This window comes from Mesorhizobium sp. B2-4-15, assembly GCF_006658505.1.
Lineage (GTDB): Bacteria > Pseudomonadota > Alphaproteobacteria > Rhizobiales > Rhizobiaceae > Mesorhizobium.
In genome coordinates this window covers 83,885-103,361 of the sequence record NZ_VFUZ01000013.1, presented here as the reverse complement: position 1 = coordinate 103,361, position 19,477 = coordinate 83,885, and the positions used below count along the sequence as shown (strand labels likewise).

Annotated in this window: 16 protein-coding genes; 10 read left to right on the top strand and 6 right to left on the bottom strand. The window is 63.7% G+C overall.

Annotated elements, in window-relative coordinates; all coding sequences use genetic code 11:
- Positions 1-50: 50 nt before the first annotated feature.
- Entirely contained in the window at positions 51-3,071 is a 3,021-nt protein-coding gene (locus tag FJ930_RS17100; protein ID WP_141839284.1) for an autotransporter domain-containing protein, read from the top strand.
- 45 nt (positions 3,072-3,116) lie between these two features.
- On the opposite strand, the gene FJ930_RS17095 is transcribed toward FJ930_RS17100, so the two are convergent.
- Complete coding sequence (locus FJ930_RS17095; RefSeq protein WP_141839282.1) at positions 3,117-3,989, bottom strand: 50S ribosomal protein L11 methyltransferase; 873 nt, start codon at positions 3,987-3,989, stop codon at positions 3,117-3,119.
- Between the two features lie 60 nt (positions 3,990-4,049).
- Entirely contained in the window at positions 4,050-4,628 is a 579-nt protein-coding gene (locus FJ930_RS17090) for an SCO family protein (protein ID WP_141839280.1), read from the bottom strand.
- A gap of 189 nt (positions 4,629-4,817) precedes the next feature.
- Between FJ930_RS17090 and FJ930_RS17085 the strand changes: the two genes are divergently transcribed.
- The 3 genes from FJ930_RS17085 (at position 4,818) to FJ930_RS17075 (ending at position 6,789) form a co-directional block, all read left to right on the top strand.
- Complete coding sequence (locus tag FJ930_RS17085; RefSeq protein ID WP_141839278.1) at positions 4,818-5,321, top strand: CreA family protein; 504 nt, start codon at positions 4,818-4,820, stop codon at positions 5,319-5,321.
- Between the two features lie 85 nt (positions 5,322-5,406).
- A complete protein-coding gene (locus FJ930_RS17080) occupies positions 5,407-6,048 on the top strand; it encodes an antibiotic acetyltransferase (protein ID WP_141839277.1) in 642 nt (213 codons plus the stop codon).
- A gap of 315 nt (positions 6,049-6,363) precedes the next feature.
- Positions 6,364-6,789: a low affinity iron permease family protein gene (locus tag FJ930_RS17075; protein WP_141839377.1), complete on the top strand. Its 426-nt coding sequence runs from the start codon at positions 6,364-6,366 to the stop codon at positions 6,787-6,789.
- 10 nt (positions 6,790-6,799) lie between these two features.
- Here the strand turns inward: FJ930_RS17075 and FJ930_RS17070 are convergent, their stop codons facing one another.
- A complete protein-coding gene (locus tag FJ930_RS17070) occupies positions 6,800-7,666 on the bottom strand; it encodes an SDR family NAD(P)-dependent oxidoreductase (protein WP_141839275.1) in 867 nt (288 codons plus the stop codon).
- Positions 7,667-7,891: 225 nt separating this feature from the next.
- Between FJ930_RS17070 and FJ930_RS17065 the strand changes: the two genes are divergently transcribed.
- Entirely contained in the window at positions 7,892-8,173 is a 282-nt protein-coding gene (locus tag FJ930_RS17065; protein WP_140743289.1) for a hypothetical protein, read from the top strand.
- 179 nt (positions 8,174-8,352) lie between these two features.
- Here FJ930_RS17065 and FJ930_RS17055 read toward each other — a convergent pair whose 3' ends face one another.
- Complete coding sequence (locus FJ930_RS17055) at positions 8,353-8,928, bottom strand: TMEM175 family protein (protein WP_141839273.1); 576 nt, start codon at positions 8,926-8,928, stop codon at positions 8,353-8,355.
- A 501-nt stretch (positions 8,929-9,429) separates the two neighbouring features.
- On the opposite strand from FJ930_RS17055, the gene FJ930_RS17045 reads away from it, so the two are divergent.
- On the top strand, positions 9,430-10,638 hold the full coding sequence (locus tag FJ930_RS17045; protein ID WP_141839271.1) for an MFS transporter: 1,209 nt from the start codon (positions 9,430-9,432) through the stop codon (positions 10,636-10,638).
- Between the two features lie 19 nt (positions 10,639-10,657).
- Here the strand turns inward: FJ930_RS17045 and FJ930_RS17040 are convergent, their stop codons facing one another.
- Entirely contained in the window at positions 10,658-12,130 is a 1,473-nt protein-coding gene (locus FJ930_RS17040; RefSeq protein ID WP_140743283.1) for an MATE family efflux transporter, read from the bottom strand.
- 380 nt (positions 12,131-12,510) lie between these two features.
- Entirely contained in the window at positions 12,511-13,998 is a 1,488-nt protein-coding gene (locus FJ930_RS17030; protein ID WP_140743281.1) for an esterase-like activity of phytase family protein, read from the bottom strand.
- Positions 13,999-14,270: 272 nt separating this feature from the next.
- On the opposite strand from FJ930_RS17030, the gene FJ930_RS17025 reads away from it, so the two are divergent.
- The 4 genes from FJ930_RS17025 (at position 14,271) to FJ930_RS17010 (ending at position 19,473) form a co-directional block, all read left to right on the top strand.
- Positions 14,271-16,682 (top strand): FAD-dependent oxidoreductase, encoded by a 2,412-nt coding sequence (locus FJ930_RS17025; RefSeq protein WP_141839269.1) that lies wholly within the window; start codon positions 14,271-14,273, stop codon positions 16,680-16,682.
- A 12-nt stretch (positions 16,683-16,694) separates the two neighbouring features.
- Positions 16,695-18,248: a trimethylamine methyltransferase family protein gene (locus FJ930_RS17020; protein WP_140743277.1), complete on the top strand. Its 1,554-nt coding sequence runs from the start codon at positions 16,695-16,697 to the stop codon at positions 18,246-18,248.
- Positions 18,249-18,348: 100 nt separating this feature from the next.
- Entirely contained in the window at positions 18,349-19,104 is a 756-nt protein-coding gene (locus FJ930_RS17015; protein WP_140607978.1) for a DUF4239 domain-containing protein, read from the top strand.
- Between the two features lie 54 nt (positions 19,105-19,158).
- On the top strand, positions 19,159-19,473 hold the full coding sequence (locus FJ930_RS17010; RefSeq protein ID WP_140743275.1) for a hypothetical protein: 315 nt from the start codon (positions 19,159-19,161) through the stop codon (positions 19,471-19,473).
- The last annotated feature ends 4 nt before the right edge of the window (positions 19,474-19,477 follow it).

Below are 19,477 nucleotides of genomic sequence, written 5' to 3'. Positions count from 1 at the left end.
TTCAGGGGCGATCCAGTCAAATAGATGGCTGGTCGGGGAGATTGCATTACATGAGACATTCGGTTTTTGCAGCGCACGCCAAATGCAAGAGCGAGGCGAACGCGCAGCTTGCGCGTCCATTGCTGGCGTCGACGTCGCTACCGGCTCTGCTGCTAGCCGGAGTTGTAGTGATCGCCATGACGCCACTTATGTCTGGTGGCGCCTCGGCTGAGGATTTCACCCATGGCGCCGGCGGCTGGGGTACGGCTGCGAATTGGACCCCCGCAACGGTTCCAGATGGGGTCGATGCGGTCGCGAACTTCAACCATGATGCGGCGGACCAGGGTGTCTCCTATACCGTCGACCTGTCAGGTGGGCCCTACACGGTGGGGACACTGAACCTCAATGCAACGAGCACCTCTGGCGGCTACCAGTTGGCGAACGGTGTTTTGAATTTCCAGGCCTCTGGCCAGGCCGCCGTTAACGTGGAAACGAACAATTTCGTCACGGATCTGGCGACCAATGCCGGTTTCAACCTGATCTCCGACACCGTTTTCTCGGTTGGTGCCGGTACTCATTTTACGGCGGATGGAGTGATTTCAGGCAGCGGCTTGACCAAGAGTGGCGATGGCTTGCTCACCTTAAATGGGGCAAACACCTATGCTGGCGGTACCACTCTCTATGGCGGCACGCTCAGCCTCGGCAACGATGCCGCCCTCGGGACCGGCCCGCTTACCGCTTTCAATGGAACCGTGATCGATATCCAGAACGGTATTACCGTCAGCAACGATCTATACATCGACATCAGCCAGACCATCAATGTTGGGCCGGGAACAGGCACCTATTCCGGTCAGATTTCGGAATTCGAGGTCGGCACGGTCGTGAAGACCGGTGCCGGTACACTCGTCCTGACCAACTACAACTATTTGAGCGGTGGGGTAAGGATCAGCGACGGCACGTTGCAGGTCACGGCCGATCATGCGGCGGGTTCGGGGCCGATCACCCTGGAGGGCGGCGCGTTGCAGGCAGGTGCCAACCTTAACCTTGCCAATGTCTCGATCCTGTTCGGCGCAACGGGCGGCACCATCGATACAAACGGGTTCGACGTGAGCACCAGCGCGAGCATGGGCGACAATGATGTGCCGACCGGTACCTTCACGAAGACCGGCGCGGGAACGCTGACGGTGAGCGGCTTCGCCAACAACAACACCTATGCCACGGCGACCAACGTTGCCCAGGGCACGCTGAAGGCAGGCGCGGCCAACATTTTCAGCGCCAACAGCGCCTATACGGTTGCCAGCGGTGCCACGCTTTCGCTTAACAATTTCAGCCAGGCAATCGGTTCGCTTGCCGGCGCGGGAACGGTCGATACCGGTTCGGGCACGCTGACGACCGGCGGCATGAATAACGATACGGTGTTTTCCGGCAATCTCACCGGCACCGGCGACCTGACCAAGACGGGAACCGGAACCTTCGAGCTTTCGGGCACCAGTTCGTTCTCAGGCAACACCAAGGCTCAGGCCGGCACGCTTCTGGTCAGCGGCTCCTTGGCCAATTCGGCCGTGGCCGTCGCCAACGGCGCCACGCTGGGCGGCGGCGGCACGATTGGAGCGCTCGACGTCTCCGGCACGGTCGCGCCCGGCAACAATGCAATTGGCACGTTGACAGTCAATGGCACCGCCAAATTCGAGGCCGGCTCCACCTATGCGATGGAACTCAATTCGGCCGTCGTCTCGGATCTGATCGATGTGCATGGCGCCGCCACCATTGCCAGCGGCGCCGGCCTGACGGTGACCAATATTGGACTTGGCGGTCTAGTGGCAGGCACCCGCTACACCGTTCTTGAGGCCAGCAGCGTCACCGGAACCTTCACCTTGGCCGACCCACAGCTCTCCAACTTCGTCAGCCTCACCACCGGTTCCAATGCAACGCAGGCCTATGTCGACGTCACCCAGTCGAAGAGCTTCGGTTCGGCCGGCCTGACGCCGAACCAGATCGCCACCGGCGAGGGGCTGGACAGCGCCGCCGGCAGCCCCCTGGTCAGCGCGATGCTCGCCTTGCCGAGCGACGCGGCCGCGCAGGCCGCCTACGACCAGCTTTCGGGCGAAGTCCATGCCTCGGCCAAGGGCATGCTCGTCCAGGACAGCCACTTCCTGCAGGATGCGGTGACGGCACGCTTGCGTGGCGCTTTCGGCGACAGCGGCAAAACCGCTTCGCTGCCGGTCATGGCCTATGGCCAGGACGGCGTTCAGCCCGTGGCCGCCGACACGGACCGCTTTGCCGTCTGGTCGCAGGGATTCGGCTCCTGGGGCGGCACTGACAGCGATGGCAATGCAGCTGCCTTCGACCGTTCGACGGGTGGCCTGCTGGTGGGCGCCGACGGCCTAGCCGGCAACTGGCGGGTTGGCGTGGTCGGCGGCTACAGCCACACCAGCTTCGATGCCGACGACAGGCACTCCTCAGGCGACAGCGACAATTACCATCTCGGCCTCTATGGCGGGACCAATTGGGGCGCCATCGCCTTCCGTACCGGCGCCGCCTACACCTGGCACCGTATCTCGACGTCGCGGTCGGTCGCTTTCCAGGGCTTCACCGACAGCCTGTCGGCCGATTACGACGCGGGGACCGCGCAGGCATTCGGCGAACTTGCCTACAAGACCGATGCCGGGCCATTTGCCTTCGAGCCGTTCGCCAATCTCGCCTATGTCAATCTGCACACGGACGGTTTCTCGGAGAGCGGTGGCGCCGCGGCGCTGAGCAGCGGCAGTTCGACCACCGACGCGACCTTCACCACGCTCGGCTTCAGGGCCTCGACCGACGTCACCATTGGCGGCGTTGCGGCGACCGCGCGCGGCATGTTCGGCTGGCGCCATGCATTGGGTGAGGCGACGCCGGTGTCGACGGTCGCCTTCGCCGGCGGCGACGACTTCACCATCGCCGGCGTGCCGATCGCCAGGGATGCGATGCTGGTCGAAGCCGGTTTCGACGTGCAGCTGGCGCGCAACGCCACGCTTGGCCTGTCCTATGCCGGACAGTTCGGGCCGGATGCCTTCGACAATGGGTTCAAGGCCAATCTTGGCATCAAGTTCTAATCTGGGCATTAGGACGTCAAGAACCGGCCGGCTGTCTTGCCGGCCTCAATGCTTGAGGTGGATCGTCACCCAGCCTTCGCGGTGCAGGGTGCGCACGTGGCGGAAGTTCTGGCCGACATAGGCCGAGATGACGGCGTCGCGCTGGCGATCGAGAATGCCTGACAGCACGATCGAGCCGCCGAGCGCGATGTGCCCGGCCATTTGCGGGGCCAGCCGCATCAGCGGCCGTGCCAATATGTTGGCGACGATGAGATCGAAGGGTGCGCGCTTGCCGAAGATCGGGTGGTGAAAGCCCGGCGCGGTCACCGTTTCGACGAGCGCCTTGACGTGGTTCAGCCGCGCATTGGCGGCGGCGACCTTCACCGCCACCGGATCGATGTCAGTGGCGAGCACCGGAATATGCGCCAGCTTGGCGACGGCGATCGCCAGCACCGCACTGCCGGTGCCGAGATCGAGCGCGTTGCGCGGCTGTTCGCGGCGCACCACTTTCTCCAGCATTTCGAGGCATCCCGCGGTGGTGCCGTGATGGCCGGTGCCGAAAGCAAGGCCGGCCTCGATCTCGATGGCGAGTTCGCCGCTGTGGCGCTTCCTGCGGTCATGCGCGCCGTGAACGAAGAAGCGGCCGGCGCGCACCGGCTTCAGGCCTTCCAGCGAGCGCGCCACCCAATCGATGTCGGGCAGCTTTTCGCGCTCGACCGGTTTTGACAGAGCGAGGCCGGCGAGAACGTCCTTCACCCGCGCCTCGACCGCGTCTACGTCGCCGTCGGCGTAGAGCGAGACTTCATGGATGTCCTGGTCCTCATCCACCTCCAGCACGGCGATCGGCAGCCCTTCATCCTCGAAGGCCATCTCGAGCGCCGCGAAAATGCGGTCAGCCTCGATCTTTCCGGTGGTGAAATGCAGTCGCGTCTGGGTCATGTGGATTAAGGTCTTCCTTGAGCTTGATCTTGTCCGAAAACCGGTTTTCGGAATCAAGCTCTAGCCCCTGGCGGCAAGACGCTTCAGCTTCTCCACGGCGGTGCTGGCGCTTTCGCCGTAGGCGATCGTGCCGGCAAAGTCGCCCTTGGCGTTCAGCAGCAGCACCGAGGCGGTGTGATCCATGGTGTAGTCGCCGTCGCCGGTGTCGACCTTCTTCCAGTAGATGCCGAAGGATTTGGCCATGGCGTAAACCTTGTCCGGGTCGCCCGATATGCCGACGATGCGGTCGGAGAAGTTGCTGACGTAAGCATTCATGACGGCGGGGGTATCGCGCGCCGGATCGATCGAAACGAAATATGCGTGCAGGTTCTTACCGTCGTCGCCGAGCGTCTTCAGCCAGCCGGAGAGTTCGAAGAGCGTGGTCGGGCAGACCTCGGGGCAGTGGGTGAAGCCGAAGAAGACGACACTGGGCTGCCCCCTGAAGGCGGCCTCGGTGATCGGCGCGCTTTTCTGGTCGACAAGAGTGAACGGGGCTCCGAACGGCTCGCCGCCGTAGTGGCCGCGATACCAGTCGAAGGTCAGCCAACCGATGCCGGCCGCCATCAGGACGAGAATGCCGATCAGGATAGAACGCATCATCAGAAAAGTCCGTCCGCAGAAATCATCGCCGGCGGCTCAGTGCGCGCCGGTGCGACAGTCTTAGCGGTTCGACCTTGCCCAGGCAAAGTGCCGCGTTGCCGCAACCGCATATGGTGTTGAAGCGTCTGCTTGCAAAGCAACCCAACTCGCCCCACCTGAGACCGGCTACTCGAACCGCAGGAGGCTTCCTTGCAAAGACCGATTGGGCCAAAACTGATCGGCGGCGCTCTGGCCGCATGCATTATCCTTGGTGCTGGTGCCGCCATTGCCGAGGAAGTCGGCAAGGTCGGCGTCGACTGGGTCGGCAATGACATCATGATCGACGCGATCAAGGACCCCAAGGTTGATGGGGTGACCTGCCATGTCGCCTATTTCGACCGAAGCATCATCGATAGGCTGCACAAGGGCAACTGGTTCGAGGATCCCAGCGATTCCTCAATCTCGTGCCGCCAGACCGGCCCGATCACCATCGGCGACATCGATATGGGCGAGGGCGGCGAGGAGGTGTTCAAACAAGGCCTCAGCCTGATCTGGAAGAAGCAGGTTGTGAACCGCATCTACGACAAGACCAACGAGACCTTGATCTATCTGTCGCACTCGCGCCAGGTGCAGAACGGCTCCGCGAAGATGTCGGTCACAACGGTGCCGCTCTACGGCCAGAACGTGGTGTGGACCAAGGGCAAGCCGAAATAGGCTGATCGAACTCTTTCCCAGAACTGGCTTGACGGATAATTGGTCCCGCTTGCGGGAACAATTGCTCTGACGTAAAGCCGCGCGTATGGACCGTTCCGAAAACCTCGTCCTGAAAGATCCCGAGCCACGCATCCATCCGACCGCGGAGCTGAAGGCGTGCAAGCTTGGCCGCTATACCTCAATCGGCGAGCGGGTGGTGCTGCGCGAGGTGAGCGTGGGGGATTTTTCCTATTTCGAGCGCCATGCTGAGGCGATCTACACGGGCATCGGCAAATTCTGCTCGATCGCCGCCAACAGCCGCATCAATGCACTGGAGCATCCGATCGAACGCCTGACCCAGCACAAGGTCAGCTATCGGCCAAACGAGTATTTTCGCTGGTTGGGCGTCGATGCCGCATTCCGCGCGCGGCGGCAGGCGAAGGCCGTGGCCATCGGCCACGATGTCTGGATCGGCCATGGAGCGGTGGTCATGCCTGATATCACCATCGGCAATGGCGCCGTCATTGGCGCCAACGCGGTGGTGACTCATGACGTGCCGTCCTACACGATTGTCGCCGGCGTGCCGGCGAAGCCGCTTCGGCCGCGCTTTGCTCCTGAAATCGCGGCGCGGATCGAAGCTCTCGCCTGGTGGGACTGGCCGGTCGAGAAACTCGCCAGGGCGGTTCCCGACATCCAGGCAATGCCGATCGAGGCCTTCCTCGATCGCTGGGAAAACGACGCCGTTTGAACCTGAAGTGATCGTCTGTTTGTATGCCGGTCGGCGCGCTTTCGGGAAACCACGCGCCGCGCCACGGGCTGAAACCCCTTCCGCCATGCGGGGGGTGGCGCGGCGGAAGGGGCTGGAGGTAAACCGCCGTGGAGCGGACGGAACAGGCACTTTTGCCTGCGCGGGTTACCATGACATTGAACCGATAAGGTGTGTTTTTCACCATATGCGCGCGTTGCGTGCATTCAATTGCAGCGGTTGTATTTATTGCCTGCGGGAACCCGAAACGGTCGCCGGTTGTTTCTCATCGCGGCAGCCATTGAGGGAGCTCGACAGATGGAAAAGCTCTTCACCAGGATCGCCAACCGGGTCTCCCACATAGCCGGCCTGTCACCGACATTTGCCGTCTGCTGCCTGGTCGTCGTCATCTGGGCGGCGAGTGGGCCGTTCTTCAATTTCTCGGACACCTGGCAGTTGGTGATCAACACCGGCACGACCATCGTCACCTTCCTGATGGTGTTTCTCATCCAAAACACCCAGAATCGGGACGGCGCGGCGATCCAGGCCAAGCTCGATGAACTGATCCGGGTCAGCGAGGCCCACAACCGCTTCATCGGCATCGAACACCTGACCGAATCCGAGGTCGAGGAAATCCGCGACAAGTGCGAGCAGGCGGCGCGCCGGCACGATGAGAAGATTGCCGCCATGGCCGCAAAGAAGGCCGTGACGCAAAAACGAACTCCGAGAAAGCGCGCGGCCTAAAGACTCGAACTCAATCTTTCATGAAGGCCGCGAACGCATCCTTGTAGTTTGGATGCCAGCGAGACAAAGCGGGGCGGTTTTCGATGATGTCTCCGACGGCCCACGCCATGCGCTTCTCGTCCAGCGGCCGCGCCGTCTCGTTGTCGGGACACAGGATGTAGAAGTCGCCCCTGACCAGCGATTCCAGCATGAAATCGACGACCTGTTCGCCTGTCCAGGCGCCGGTGGGCTTTTCCGTCGCCCCCATGGTGAGGCCGGTATAGGTGAAGCCGGGAATGAGCAGATGCGCCGACAGGCGGGCGCCGGGCTCGTTGCGCAGCGCATGCGCCAGGCCTTCGGTGAATGTCTTAACCCCGGCCTTGGAGACATTGTAGGCAAGGTTGCCGGGTGGTGTGGTGATGCCTTGCTTCGAGCCTGTGTTGACGATGAGGCCCGGTCTGCCTGACGCCAGCATGCGCGGGGCGAACGCTTCCACGCCATGCACGACGCCCCAGAAATTGATATCGAGCAGCCGTTTCCAGGCGTCGCGGTTTTCCCAGGGCTTTCCGGGGTTGTCGCCGACACCGGCATTGTTCATCAGCAGCGAGATGTCGCCGAAGGCGCCGAATGCCCGGTCGGCCAGACGATCGACCTCGTCGGCGTTCGAAACGTCGGCGGCGACCGCAAGCACGGCGTCATTGCCCGCGATCGCGGAGATGGCCCGGGAAGCACCGTCAAGGCGCGCGCCGCCAATGTCGGCGAGCACGATCTTCATTCCCATCAGCGCCAGCCGCCTGGCGGCCGCGAGACCAATACCGCTGGCGGCGCCAGTGATGACGGCGGACTTGCCTGGCTCAAGGGCGGGCAGGGCGGTCTGGACCTCGGTGTCGGGGATCATCGGCGATGGCTTCCTTCTTCGATAGCGCCGAACTTAGCGCCGCGACGGCCTTGCGCAAGTCCTTCGGGCAGCGGCGCTCAAGCCCCATGGCGCACAGTCAAAGTGTCGTTTTCATGCATGTCCTTGTCCCCAAATCGCGGCGCGTTCCCTGACGGGAGAGATGGGTTCGGGTTGACCATGCCGGTCGAGGCTGCGCATGCTGCCCAGGCAAATGGAGGTTTTCGATTGACGGACTGGGTCGCAATTCTGAAGGAGCAGACCGCCACCGGCGACCAGATGGGGCGCGAGGTGCCGCAGATGCTGGCCAATCCCGAAATCACCGAAGCCCAGGTGAAGACGTTGTTTTCAGCGCTGGAAAAACAGGCCGAGTTCGTCGAGAAACTGCGCATGGCGCTGGAAAAGTTTGGCCATGATTTCTCGATCATCAAGGCCGCGGAACGGCTGGAGGAGCGCTATGCCGATCTGGCGGCTGCAGTGGCGGAAAAACTGAAAGAAATGCGCGGCTAAGCAATTCCAGAAAAAGTGCGAAGCGGTTTTCCGTCCGGAATTGCGCCGAACCAAAGAGCAATTCCAGGAAAAGTGCGAAGCGGTTTTCCGTCCGGAATTGCGCCGAACCAAAGAGCAATTCCAGGAAAAGTGGGAAGCGGTTTTCCGTCCGGCATCGCGCCGAGCGATGAGCCCGCGCGTTACTTTTCGAGAACGCGCGAAAAACGCGTGTCCGGTACAAGCCACACCAAGGCGATGGCGACATAGAGCGCCACGCCGATCCACCGGTTGAGGAAGGTAAGCGCGATCGCCGCGAGATAGACGGCGAGGGAAAGCCTTCCCTTGCGGTCCCGGCCGATCGCCTTGGCGAAGGCGGTGTCCGCCCCGTGCAGCCGATGCAGGGTAATGACCAGGATGCCGTAGGCGGCGGCGCACATTGCAAGGTCGAAACCGTAAACCGCGACCGGAACCGTGGCGAAATGGTTCTCGCCCATGAAAGCCGTCGTTACCGGCATCAAGGACAACCAGAACAGCAGATGCAGGTTTGCCCACAGCACGCCGCCATCGACGCGCTGCACGGTGTGGAACATGTTGTGCAGGTTGTTCCAGTAGATGCCGACATTAATGAAGGAGAGCACGTAGCACAGGAAGATCGGCAGTTGCGGCACCAGGGCGGAGAAATCCTCGCCCTCCGGCACCTTCAGGTCCAGCACCATGATGGTGATGATAATGGCCACCACGCCGTCGGTGAATGCCTCGACCCTGCCTTTGCCCATGATCACCGCCCTGCCTAAAAGGAATTGTCGAAAGACAGCAAATTGTTAGCTCATCTGGCCGGTTCGATAAACGGCATGCGACAAATCCTCAACAATGTCAGGGGAACTTTCGCGCCGCCGATGGTGCTGACAGGCATTGGCTACTTGTTGACTTTTCTGCTCCCGGCTCCCCCCTTGTGATGCAGTCTCGCGCCGAAGCAGCCGAACGGCTGGGGCCGCCGCATCACCACCCTCGGCACCATCGCCCGCCGCACAAGCCACGCCCGGACAAGTGCAAGATCGCGCTCGGCTTTTCCTGCAAATAGGATCGGTTGCACCGGATGCCGCACCAACGATAGCGTGGCGGATCGGGGGCGACGGGCCCGACCCGTACCCGTTCCGTCCGGGATTCCTGACTAAGGCTAGGCTCATCATAGTGTCAGGAGCCTACTGGCCGGCCGGAACGTTGGGGGCGAAAACGCGTTGGGATCGCGATCTCCGAAGCGGGTAATGAGGTTGGCCATGGCCTTTCGCGATTTGGCGCCTGGGCAAGAAACGGCTCGCGGCGATGCTCTTGCCATCCCGATCGTCGCCACGATGATCGCCGTGCTGTTTGCCGGCAGCACGGTTCTGACGCCGCTCTATATCCTCTACAAGCAGCAATTCGGCTTTTCACAGATCACGCTGACGTTGATCTACGCGGTCTATGTCTTGGGCAACCTTGGAGCCTTGCTGCTGTTCGGCGGCGTGTCGGATGTTGTCGGGCGCCGGCCCGCCGCCCTCGCGGCGATGATCGTTGCCATCGTCAGCGCGATTGTTTTCCTGTTCTCCGAGAATGTTCTTTCGCTCGACATAGCGCGCATCCTGAGCGGGCTTGGCATCGGTATCGGCGCGGGGACCGGAACCGCGTGGATCGCTGAACTTCTCTCCCGTGCCGACAGGCCGCGCGCCAGCGTGATCGCCACCAGCACCAATTTCCTCGGCCTCGGCTTTGGCGCGCTTGTCTCGGGACTGTTGGCTCAATATGAGCCCTGGCCTTTGCGCCTCGTCTTCGTCACCTATCTCCTGGCGCTCGCAGTGGTGACGATCCTGGTCTGGCGCACCCGCGAAACCGTGGCGAAGCCAGGCAGCCTCAGTCGCATTTCCATACGGCCGCAATTCTCCGTGCCGCAGGAAATCCGCCCGCGCTTTGTTGCGCCGGCGGTTACCGGCTTCGGCGCCATGGCGTTGGTCGGCTTCTACGCGGCAGTGGCGCCAAGCATCCTGGCGCAGCAGCTTCATCAGACCAACCACGCTGTTGCCGGTGCGCTGTTCTTCGAACTGGCGATCGTCGCGGCGGCCAGCATCGTGGTGCTGATGCGCGTGCAGAGCAACAGGGCCATGCTGGCCGCGCTGGGCTTGATGATCCCGAGCGTCCTGCTTGTGGTCGCGGCACAGATATTGGGTTCGATGGCGCTGATGATCGTGGCCACCGCCTGCTGCGGCGTCGTGGCGGCGCTTGGCTACCGGGGCGGCCTGCAGGTGGTGAACGAGATCGCGCCGAAGGATCGCCGGGCGAAAGTCGTCTCCAGCTTCTTCATCTGCTGCTTTGTCGGCAACGCCTTGCCCGTCATCGGCATCGGCATCGTCTCTACCTATGCCGGTTCCGTCGCCGCGAGCCTTGCCTTCGCCGGCATCATCATCGCGTTTGCGCTGGTGGCGCTGGCCTTCGGGGTGAAGCATAGCCGGTAACACGACGCGGTGCCCGGCCTCAGCCGTTCGGCGTCTCAGGCGCCATGTTGGCGCGCTGGCGCGGTATGCCAAGCCCGGTATCCGGCGGCTCGCCCGCTGCCGGCCTGTTCTCGATCATATGGACGGTGCGCCAGCCACCAAAACGGTAATAGGCCGCGGCCAGAACCAGCGAGGTGATCGAACCCGCCGGAAAACTCCACCACAGCGCCTCCTCGCCGATCACACCGCGCATGAAATAGGCAAAGCCGGTGCGCACGACCAGCACGGAGATCACCAGGATGATCAGAGGCGGCATCACGGCACCCGTGGCGCGCACCGTGGCGAACAGCACGATGGTGACGCCGAACAGGATGAACGACCAGGACGCGACATTGTTGATGTGGGCGGCAATGTCGATCGCCGCGCTGTCGCTAGTCAGGAACAGGCTGAGGATCGAGCGGTCGAAGACCCAAAGCAGCGCGACCAGAGCGCCGGTCAGGACGAGATTGAAGCCGACGCCGGAGGCAGCGACGCGGCCGATCCGGTCCCAGCGGCCGGCGCCGACATTCTGCGCCGCCATGGAGGACACCGCGGCCCCGATGGCGAGCGCCGGCATCTGGATGTAAGTCCAAAGCTGTGCGGCGATGCCGTATGCCGCGGCGACCTGCGAACCGTATGAATTGACGATGCCCATCACGGTCAGCGCGGCCGCCGAGATGACGATCATCTGCAAGCCCATCGGCACGCCCTTGAAGACGACGATGCGCAACAGGGTGGGGTCGGGCCGCAGCAGGGCGAGATCGGTGCCGGCCAGCCGCAGCGGATGCTTGCGGACGTAGAGCACGACAAGGATGGCGATCACGCTCACTGTCTGGCCGATCAGCGTCGAGGTCGCCGATCCGGCGATGCCGAGTTCGGGAAACGGGCTGATGCCGCGGATGAGCAGGGGATTGAGCACAATGTCGAGCACGACCGCCAGCGCCATGAAGATGAAGGGCGTGCGCGAATCGCCGGCGCCGCGCAGCACGGTCATGACGAAGGACAGAAGGTTCATCATCGGCACGGCGACGAAGATGATGCGCAGATAGGAACGCGCGAGTGGAAGCGCGTCGGCCGGAGTGCCGAGCGTGCGCAAGATCGCATCGACCCAGATCCAGCCGCAGACCGCGAAAACCACCGATATGAGGAAGAAGAACGTGGCGCTTGTGCCGACGATGCGGCGCGCCTCGGGCAGGTCGCGCGCGCCGACCGACTGCGCCACCAGGATGGTGGCCGCCATGCCGATGCCGAACACCGTGCCCAGGATCAGGAACAGGACGAGGTTGGCGTTGGACGTGGCGGTCAGCGCCGATTCGCCGAGGAAGCGGCCGACCCAGACGGCGTTGATCGACCCATTGAGGGATTGCAGGACGTTGGAGCCGAGGACCGGCAGAGCGAACAGCAGGAGTGTCCGCGGGATCGGACCGCTTGTCAGGTCGCCGGTGCGCCGGCGCGGAGGTATTTTTTCGTCCATGGCGGGAAACTCGGTGAAGGCCTGTCTGTGTCCACTGTGCGATGATTGCAGATTGAACCGGAGAGGTCGATGCAAAGCCGTCCAGGCCGTGGTCAGGCGGGGGAGAAGCGGCCGGATCCGGGAGCCGCCACCTGAAGAGATACGGCGTGGGCCGGAACTGGCAAGTCCAAGGACGGCATGCCGCCCGGCCCACGCAGTCCGCTGGGCGCCCGCGTTTGTTCCGTGGGTCAAGGATACGACGTGACGGCCGCACGGCACGCGGAGTGGAATTCCACAGCCAGCGCGGTCGACCCGGGCGCGCCAAGGGACCCGAAGATGTTGATTCGGGGTCCTTACGATCTGCGGGCGGACGCGCTCGGCGCGCCCGCCCGCACGCGGCATTACTTCTTTGCCAGACCCGGAATCGTGACCTGGTAGACCAGGAACATGGTGTCGACGTCGGCGCCGTCATCTGCCTTGTAGGGTGCCCCGACCTGGAAACCATCCTGGGTAAGGAAGTCGTTGTCATTGGCGACGAACAGGAAGTAGTCGTCGGGCTGCTTCGGATCGAGCACGCTCGCCAGCGACATCGCCTCCCATTTCTCGGAAAGCTCGTTGTGGTCCTTCGTCCCGCCATTGTGCAGGCCGAAGCGGCCGAGCTCGGCAGCGTCGTTGATGTCGATGAACGGCGTCAGCTTGGCCGGCGTCACCGACGGATCGAGCACGCCCTTGGGCGCCACCGGCTTGTCGGCGGCATCGAAGGCGCCGCCGGCGATGTCGGTCGCAGCGGAGACATCGACGATGTTGATCCGGCGGTAGAGCGATGCGTCCCCTTTTGCCAGCCCCTGGCCGTTGCCGCTGTCGCGGGCCAGCATCAGGAACGCCGTGTCCGACAATGCCACGATCTCGCTTTGCGCGGCGACCTTGGTCTTGCCCTTGGCGTCCTTGAACACCGGCAGCGGCACGACATATTCGTGCGCGAGCTTGAGGTGGCCCAGGTCGGAGGCGTCATAGACCAGTGCCCGCGTGTTCTGCCGCGTCGAAGGGGAATCGCCGCCATCCTGCCTGGGCGCCGACTGCAGCACGGCGATCAGGAACTTGCCGTCCGGCGTCATCGCCATGCCTTCCAGGCCCTGGTTGTTCTGGCGGCCGGTCTCGGGATCCTTCGGGTCAGGCTCGGCGGCACCTGGGCCGGGATTGTCCGAGGAGAAATTCGGCGTCCCCTTGCGCATCGGCACAAGAGCGGCAGGCGGCTGGGTCGCCGACATCAGGCGGCCTTGAGCCGAGAAGCGGTAGATGTTCGGGCCATACTCGTCGGAGATGAACATCGAGCCGTCGGGAAGCCGCACGATCGCTTCATCGTCGAGGGCGAGCTTGCCGTTGGTGGCGACAGGCAGCATCGGCATGTTCCCGGCGGCCGGGCGCACATCCGACAGCGGATCAAGGCCAGTGGTATCGGCGCCCTTGTCGTCGGTCAGCAGCATCGTGTCGGCGAGCGTCGCCTTGACGCCAGTCTGCTCCTTGCCGGCGGCGGGTGCCGCGCCCGGCGCGATAGGCGAGAACTCGATCCCGACAGTGTTGACACGCGCACGGTAGTCGGTGGTGCCGCCGACATTGTAGCCGCGATCCGGCAGCAGCCACAGCGAACCCTTGTAGCCGGCCGCGTCACGCGTCCAGCCTGACGTGTCGATCGCCATGCCCGAGCCCGAGCCGAACGTCTCGCCGAACTTGTCGCGCTGTGCGGCCGGTATGCGGCCGACACCGACGAGGCCCTTATTGACGAAGCTGATGCCCGCGACGGTCGCGGTGCCGTCGGCGAGCGCCGGCGTAAGCGCGGTAAAAAGGACCAGCGCGACGCCGAGCGACGCGGTTCGGTGTAGGTGTTTCATGGACAATCCTCTTTGTGACGAAGCATGCCGGAGCGGCCGAAGGACAAAACGGAAGAGGTGCCACATCGATGATGCCGCGCGCGCCTCCCCGGAAGCGATCTAAGGCCTGAACATGATGCTGGCGTGACAGCGCGCCGGCGCATCCCTGCCGGCGTTTTTTATCGATGAAAGGCGGGATAGCGCCCGATCTGCATCGGGCGTATTCGGCGCGCTGGACACTTATGTCCAGTGCATGTATGGTGCCGGCTTCTGACAGATCGGGAGGGAAGGCCTTGAAGCCGCATTATCGCGCAGTGGTCATCGGGGGTGGGGTGGTCGGTGCCTCGGTGCTCTACCATCTGACGCGGTTCGGCTGGTCGGATGTGGCGCTGATCGAGCGCGCCGAATTGACCGCCGGTTCGACCTGGCATGCCGCGGCCGGATTCCATGCGCTCAACGCCGATCCCAACGTGGCGGCGCTGCAGGATTACACGATCAACCTCTACCGCGAGATCGAGGCCGAATCCGGCCAGGATATCGGTTTGCACATGACCGGCGGCGTCAACATCGCCAGCGATCCCGACCGCTGGGAGTGGCTGAGGTCGGCCTGGGCGGTGTTCCAGTCGGTCGGCATCGAAACCGCGCGCTTGGTCACCCCGGAAGAGATCCGGGAAATCTGCCCGATCGTCGATGTCGCCGGCGTGCTCGGCGGCCTGCATGATTCCAACGAAGGCCATCTCGATCCCTACGGCACGACGCATGCCTATGCCGGAGCCGCCAGGAAGCGCGGCGCCGACGTCATCCTGCGCAATCGCGTGGTCGAGCTGAAGTCCCGCGCCGATGGGCTGTGGGACGTCGTCACCGAGCAGGGCACCATCGTCGCCGAGCACGTCGTCAATGCCGGCGGCTTGTGGGCAAAGCAGCTCGGCCGCATGGCCGGCGTCGACCTGCCGGTGACGCCAATGGAGCACCATTATTTCGTTACCGAAGACATTCCCGAGATCGCGGCGCTCGACCGGGAGATCGGCATCGCCGTCGACCTCGACGGCTTTTCCTACCTGCGCCAGGAGCGCAAGGGCGTGCTGCTCGGCGTCTACGAGCAGAATCCGAAGCACTGGAACATGGATGGCGCGCCATGGGACTACGGGATCGAGCTGATCCCGGAAGACATAGACCGTATCAGCCCGGAACTCGCCAAGGCGCATGAGCGCTTCCCATGCCTTGCGACGGCCGGCATCCGCAAATGGGTCAATGGCGCCTTTACCTTCACCCCGGACGGCAATCCGATCGTCGGACCGGTGCGCGGCTTGAAGAACTACTGGGTCGCCTGCGGCGTCATGGCCGGCTTCAGCCAGGGCGGCGGCGTCGGCAAATCGCTGGCCGAATGGATGATTTATGGCGAGCCGCAGGCCGACATCTTCGGCATGGACATTGCCCGCTACGGGGCCTTCGCCGCCAACCGCGAATATCTCAAGCAGACGACGCGCCAGTTCTATTCGCGCCGTTTTGTCATGACCTTTCCCAATGAGCGGCTGCCCGCCGGCCGGCCCTTGAAGCGCCCCGGCGCCTATGACGGCATGGCTGCCGCGGGCTGCGAATGGACGGCGTCCTGGGGGCTGGAAATCCCGGCCTATTTCGCGCCGATGGGGTTTCGCGAGAACACCACGCTCAAGCGCTCCAATGCCTTCGACATCGTCGGCGACGAGGCGCTGCAAGTGCGGCGTGCGGCGGGTCTCATCGATATCTCGGCCTACTCGCGTTACGAGATTTCGGGAGCTGGCGCGCAGGCGTGGCTCGACCGGCTGCTGGCGTGCAGGTTGCCAAAGGCCGGGCAGGCGCGGCTGGCGCCGATGCTTGGGCCGGACGGGCGCTTGAAGGGCGACCTCACCGTGATCAATTGGGGCGGCGGCGACTATTGGCTGATGGGCTCCTACTATCTCCGGGAATTCCACATGCGCTGGTTCGAGGGCCAGGCACGAGAGGACGTTACGGTCACCGACATTTCGGACGCCATGAGCGGCTTCCTGCTGACGGGGCCGAATGCGCGCAAGATCCTGGAACGCACCACGCATCAGGATGTGTCGGCGGCGGCATTGCCGTTCATGGCCTGCGGCGCGTTCGACGTCGGACTGGTGCGGGCGCGGGTTGCCCGCCTGTCCATCGTCGGCGAGCTCGGCTTCGAGATCAGCTGCCCCGTGACCATGCATGCCACACTGCGCGAGACGCTGCTGACCGCCGGCGAGGAGCTTGGTCTGGTGGAGATCGGCTACTACGCGCTCAATGCGCTGCGGCTGGAGAAAAGTTTCGGCATCTGGTCACGCGAGTTCACGCAAGGCTACACGCCTGGGCAGACCGGACTCGACCGCTTCATCGCTTTCGACAAGGGCGATTTCGTCGGCCGCGACGCGGCGCTGAGGGAGCGCGAGGCCGGCGCCTCGCAGCGGATCGTGACGCTGGAGATTGACGCCGTCGATGCCGACGCCAGCGGCTTCGAGCCGGTGTGGCTCGACGGCCGGCGCATCGGCTTCGTCACCTCCGGCGGCTTTGGCTACACGATCGGCAAGAGCGTCGCGCTGGCGTTGGTGGACGACGATTTTGCCGAGGAGGGAACGGCGCTTTCGGTGCACATTGTCGGTGTCGAGCGGCCGGCGCGGGTCATCGCGGCTTCGCCCTACGATCCCTCGGGCAAGGCGATGCGGCAATGAGGAGGATTTTCGATGGTCGATGACGCGGCACGAGACAGCAGGCGCGAACGCCGGCGTGGACGCACAGGCGAGGCCGGCAGCGAGAGCAGCCGCCGGCCCGATTACCGGTCGCTGAAGAACCCGTTCCTGCCGCAGTCGATCTTTTCCGACGATCAGGTCGCCGCGATCCACGACACGGCGCTGCGCGTGCTGGAAGAGCTCGGCATCAAGGTGCTGCTGCCGCAGGCGCGCGACTATTTCGCCCGCGCCGGCGCGCTGGTCGATCCGGACACCGACATGGTGCGCATCGGCCGCGACATGGTGGCGGCGGCGCTGGCCTCCGCGCCGCGATCGATCCATGCCCACGCCGGCGCGCGTGCCCGCGATCTGTCCCTCGAACTGGGTTCGATGACGTTCCTGGCTGGCTCCGGCGCGCCCAACGTCACCGATCTCGTACGCGGCCGGCGGCCCGGCACGCTCGAGGCCTTCGAGGAGTTCATCAAGATGGTGCAGCATTTCGACGTGCTGCACATGCTGGGGCCTTGCGTCGAGCCGCAGGACGTCGACAACCGTTTCCGTCACTATGCCGTCAACCGCGCGCAGCTGACGCTGTCCGACAAGTTCCCCTTCGTCTTCGCGCGCGGCACGCCGCAGGTCGATGACAGTTTCGAGATGGTCAGGCTGGCACGAGGCTTGTCGCGGGACGAATTTCAGTCGAATGCCTGGTGCTATACCGTCATCAACACCAACTCGCCGCGCCAGCTCGACATACCGATGGCGCAAGGCATCATCGATTTCGCTAAAGCGGGCCAGGTCTCGATCATCACGCCGTTCTGCCTGGCGGGCGCCATGGCGCCGATCACGGTGGCGGGCGCGCTGGCGCTGCAGCATGCCGAAGCGCTGGCCGGCCTGACGCTGGCGCAGATCGCGCGGCCCGGTGCGCCGGTCGTCTACGGCTCGTTCTCCTCCAATGTAGACATGAAATCCGGAGCGCCGGCCTTCGGCACGCCGGAGCATGTCAAGGCGACGCTCGGCGCCGGCCAGTTGGCGCGTTTCATCGGCCTGCCTTGGCGGTCCGGCGGCGGCAGTGCCGCCAACATCTCGGACGCGCAGGCGGCGCATGAGACGCAGTTCGCCCTGTGGGGCTCGGTGCTGGCGGGCGCCACCGTCTGCATCCACGCGGCCGGCTGGCTGGAGGGGGGCTTGAGCGTCTCGCTGGAGAAGCTGGTCACCGATGTCGAAGCCTTGCAGACGATCGCCGAACTTTGTGCCGCGACACCCGGCGACAGCGATTCCATCGGCTTCGAGGCGATCGCCGAAGTGCAGCCGGGCGGCCATTTCTTCTCGGCAGGCCACACCATGGCGCGCTACCGCACCGCTTTCTACGAGCCGCTGGTGGCCGACTGGTCGAATTTCGGCAACTGGACACAAAGCGGTTCCAAGAACGCCACCGAACGCGCCACCGGCATCTGGAAACGCATCCTCGCCGATTTCGAGCCGCCGGCAACGGCGGTGGCCACGTCAGGCGTGCTGGACGCGTTCATCGCGCGGCGCACCGAGGAAGGCGGAGCAGCACCGGTGTCGTAAGACACCAGAGATACGAGAAACGCCTGACGGAGTCGCAACTTTCGCTATGTGACCAGTGTCTTGCCATTGGCAATTGGCGCATGCCGTGCAGAAATGACGGATGCGCGAAGCGTTGATCGCATTGGTGATCTTCCTATGCCTGGTGGCGGCGGCGTTCGCCAGCATGGCGATCTGGCCGACATTGCCGGCCAAACATCGCGACGACGACACGAACACCGTGGTTCGGCTCACGGCCAATCTGTTCGGGGTCATGACGTCGCTGATGCTCGGACTGATGATCAACTCGGCCCGGAACACCTACGAATCTATCGACCGCAACGTGCACGCCTATGCGACCGAAATGATCCTTCTCGACCGGTCGCTCCGGCAATACGGGCCTGGGACCGACGTGGTGCGCCAGCCTCTTGGCATCTATGTGCAGCGCGTGACGGGTCAGGACTCGCCGACCCATGAAACGCCAATCGACGCCAACCGGCTATCGGAGCACCTGCTCATTGAGATCGGCAATAGGCTGAGTGCGCTGATACCGGCGGATGACGCGCATAGCGCCTTGCTGCAAGATGCCCGCCAGCATCTGCAGAAGGTGACGGAACTACGTTGGGTTCTGATCGAGCAGTCGGAGAGTACGATCCCCGTGGCGCTGATTGTCATGCTGGTTGCCTGGCTGGTGCTGATCTTCGCCGGTTTCGGCTTCAGGGCACCGCGAAACGCGATCACCATCGGCACCTACGTGGTGTCGGCAGCCATGATTGCCGGGGCGATCTACCTGATCTTCGACATGGATCTGGCATTTTCCGGCCCGATCCAAATATCGACGGCACCGCTGGAGAGGGCGCTGGCCGAATTGCAACGATGATGCGGAACCGGCGCCGTTCCCGGGCATTCACTGGGACTAACCACGGAGGACGACATGGGTTTCGACCAGTATCACGAACCGCCAGAAGAACTGTCGCAGCAAGTGCGGACCTTTGCCCGCATGATCACCTCGCTGATCGAGGAGGCGGAAGCGATAAGCTGGTACGAACAGCGCATGGCGGTGGAGAAGGACCCTCAAGCCAAGGCGATCATGCAGAACGCCCAGAGTGAGGAGTTCAAGCATTTCGGCATGGATCTCGAATTCCTGCTGCGCCAGAAGCTGGACTGGCGGGCGGAACTGAAGGAAATCCTGTTCACGACGGGCGACATCGTGAAGGCCGGCGAGGCGGGCGAGAAGAAGGTGGATTGAGGGC

Coding starts and splice junctions, on each gene's coding strand:
- FJ930_RS17080 (WP_141839277.1), top strand. CDS start 5,407: ATGGACCGTTCCGAAAACCTCGTCCTGAAAGATCCCGAGCCACGCATC.
- FJ930_RS17010 (WP_140743275.1), top strand. CDS start 19,159: ATGGGTTTCGACCAGTATCACGAACCGCCAGAAGAACTGTCGCAGCAA.
- FJ930_RS17095 (WP_141839282.1), bottom strand. CDS start 3,989: ATGACCCAGACGCGACTGCATTTCACCACCGGAAAGATCGAGGCTGAC.
- FJ930_RS17045 (WP_141839271.1), top strand. CDS start 9,430: ATGGCCTTTCGCGATTTGGCGCCTGGGCAAGAAACGGCTCGCGGCGAT.
- FJ930_RS17055 (WP_141839273.1), bottom strand. CDS start 8,928: ATGGGCAAAGGCAGGGTCGAGGCATTCACCGACGGCGTGGTGGCCATT.
- FJ930_RS17020 (WP_140743277.1), top strand. CDS start 16,695: ATGGTCGATGACGCGGCACGAGACAGCAGGCGCGAACGCCGGCGTGGA.
- FJ930_RS17040 (WP_140743283.1), bottom strand. CDS start 12,130: ATGGACGAAAAAATACCTCCGCGCCGGCGCACCGGCGACCTGACAAGC.
- FJ930_RS17100 (WP_141839284.1), top strand. CDS start 51: ATGAGACATTCGGTTTTTGCAGCGCACGCCAAATGCAAGAGCGAGGCG.
- FJ930_RS17090 (WP_141839280.1), bottom strand. CDS start 4,628: ATGATGCGTTCTATCCTGATCGGCATTCTCGTCCTGATGGCGGCCGGC.
- FJ930_RS17015 (WP_140607978.1), top strand. CDS start 18,349: ATGCGCGAAGCGTTGATCGCATTGGTGATCTTCCTATGCCTGGTGGCG.
- FJ930_RS17070 (WP_141839275.1), bottom strand. CDS start 7,666: ATGATCCCCGACACCGAGGTCCAGACCGCCCTGCCCGCCCTTGAGCCA.
- FJ930_RS17075 (WP_141839377.1), top strand. CDS start 6,364: ATGGAAAAGCTCTTCACCAGGATCGCCAACCGGGTCTCCCACATAGCC.
- FJ930_RS17030 (WP_140743281.1), bottom strand. CDS start 13,998: ATGAAACACCTACACCGAACCGCGTCGCTCGGCGTCGCGCTGGTCCTT.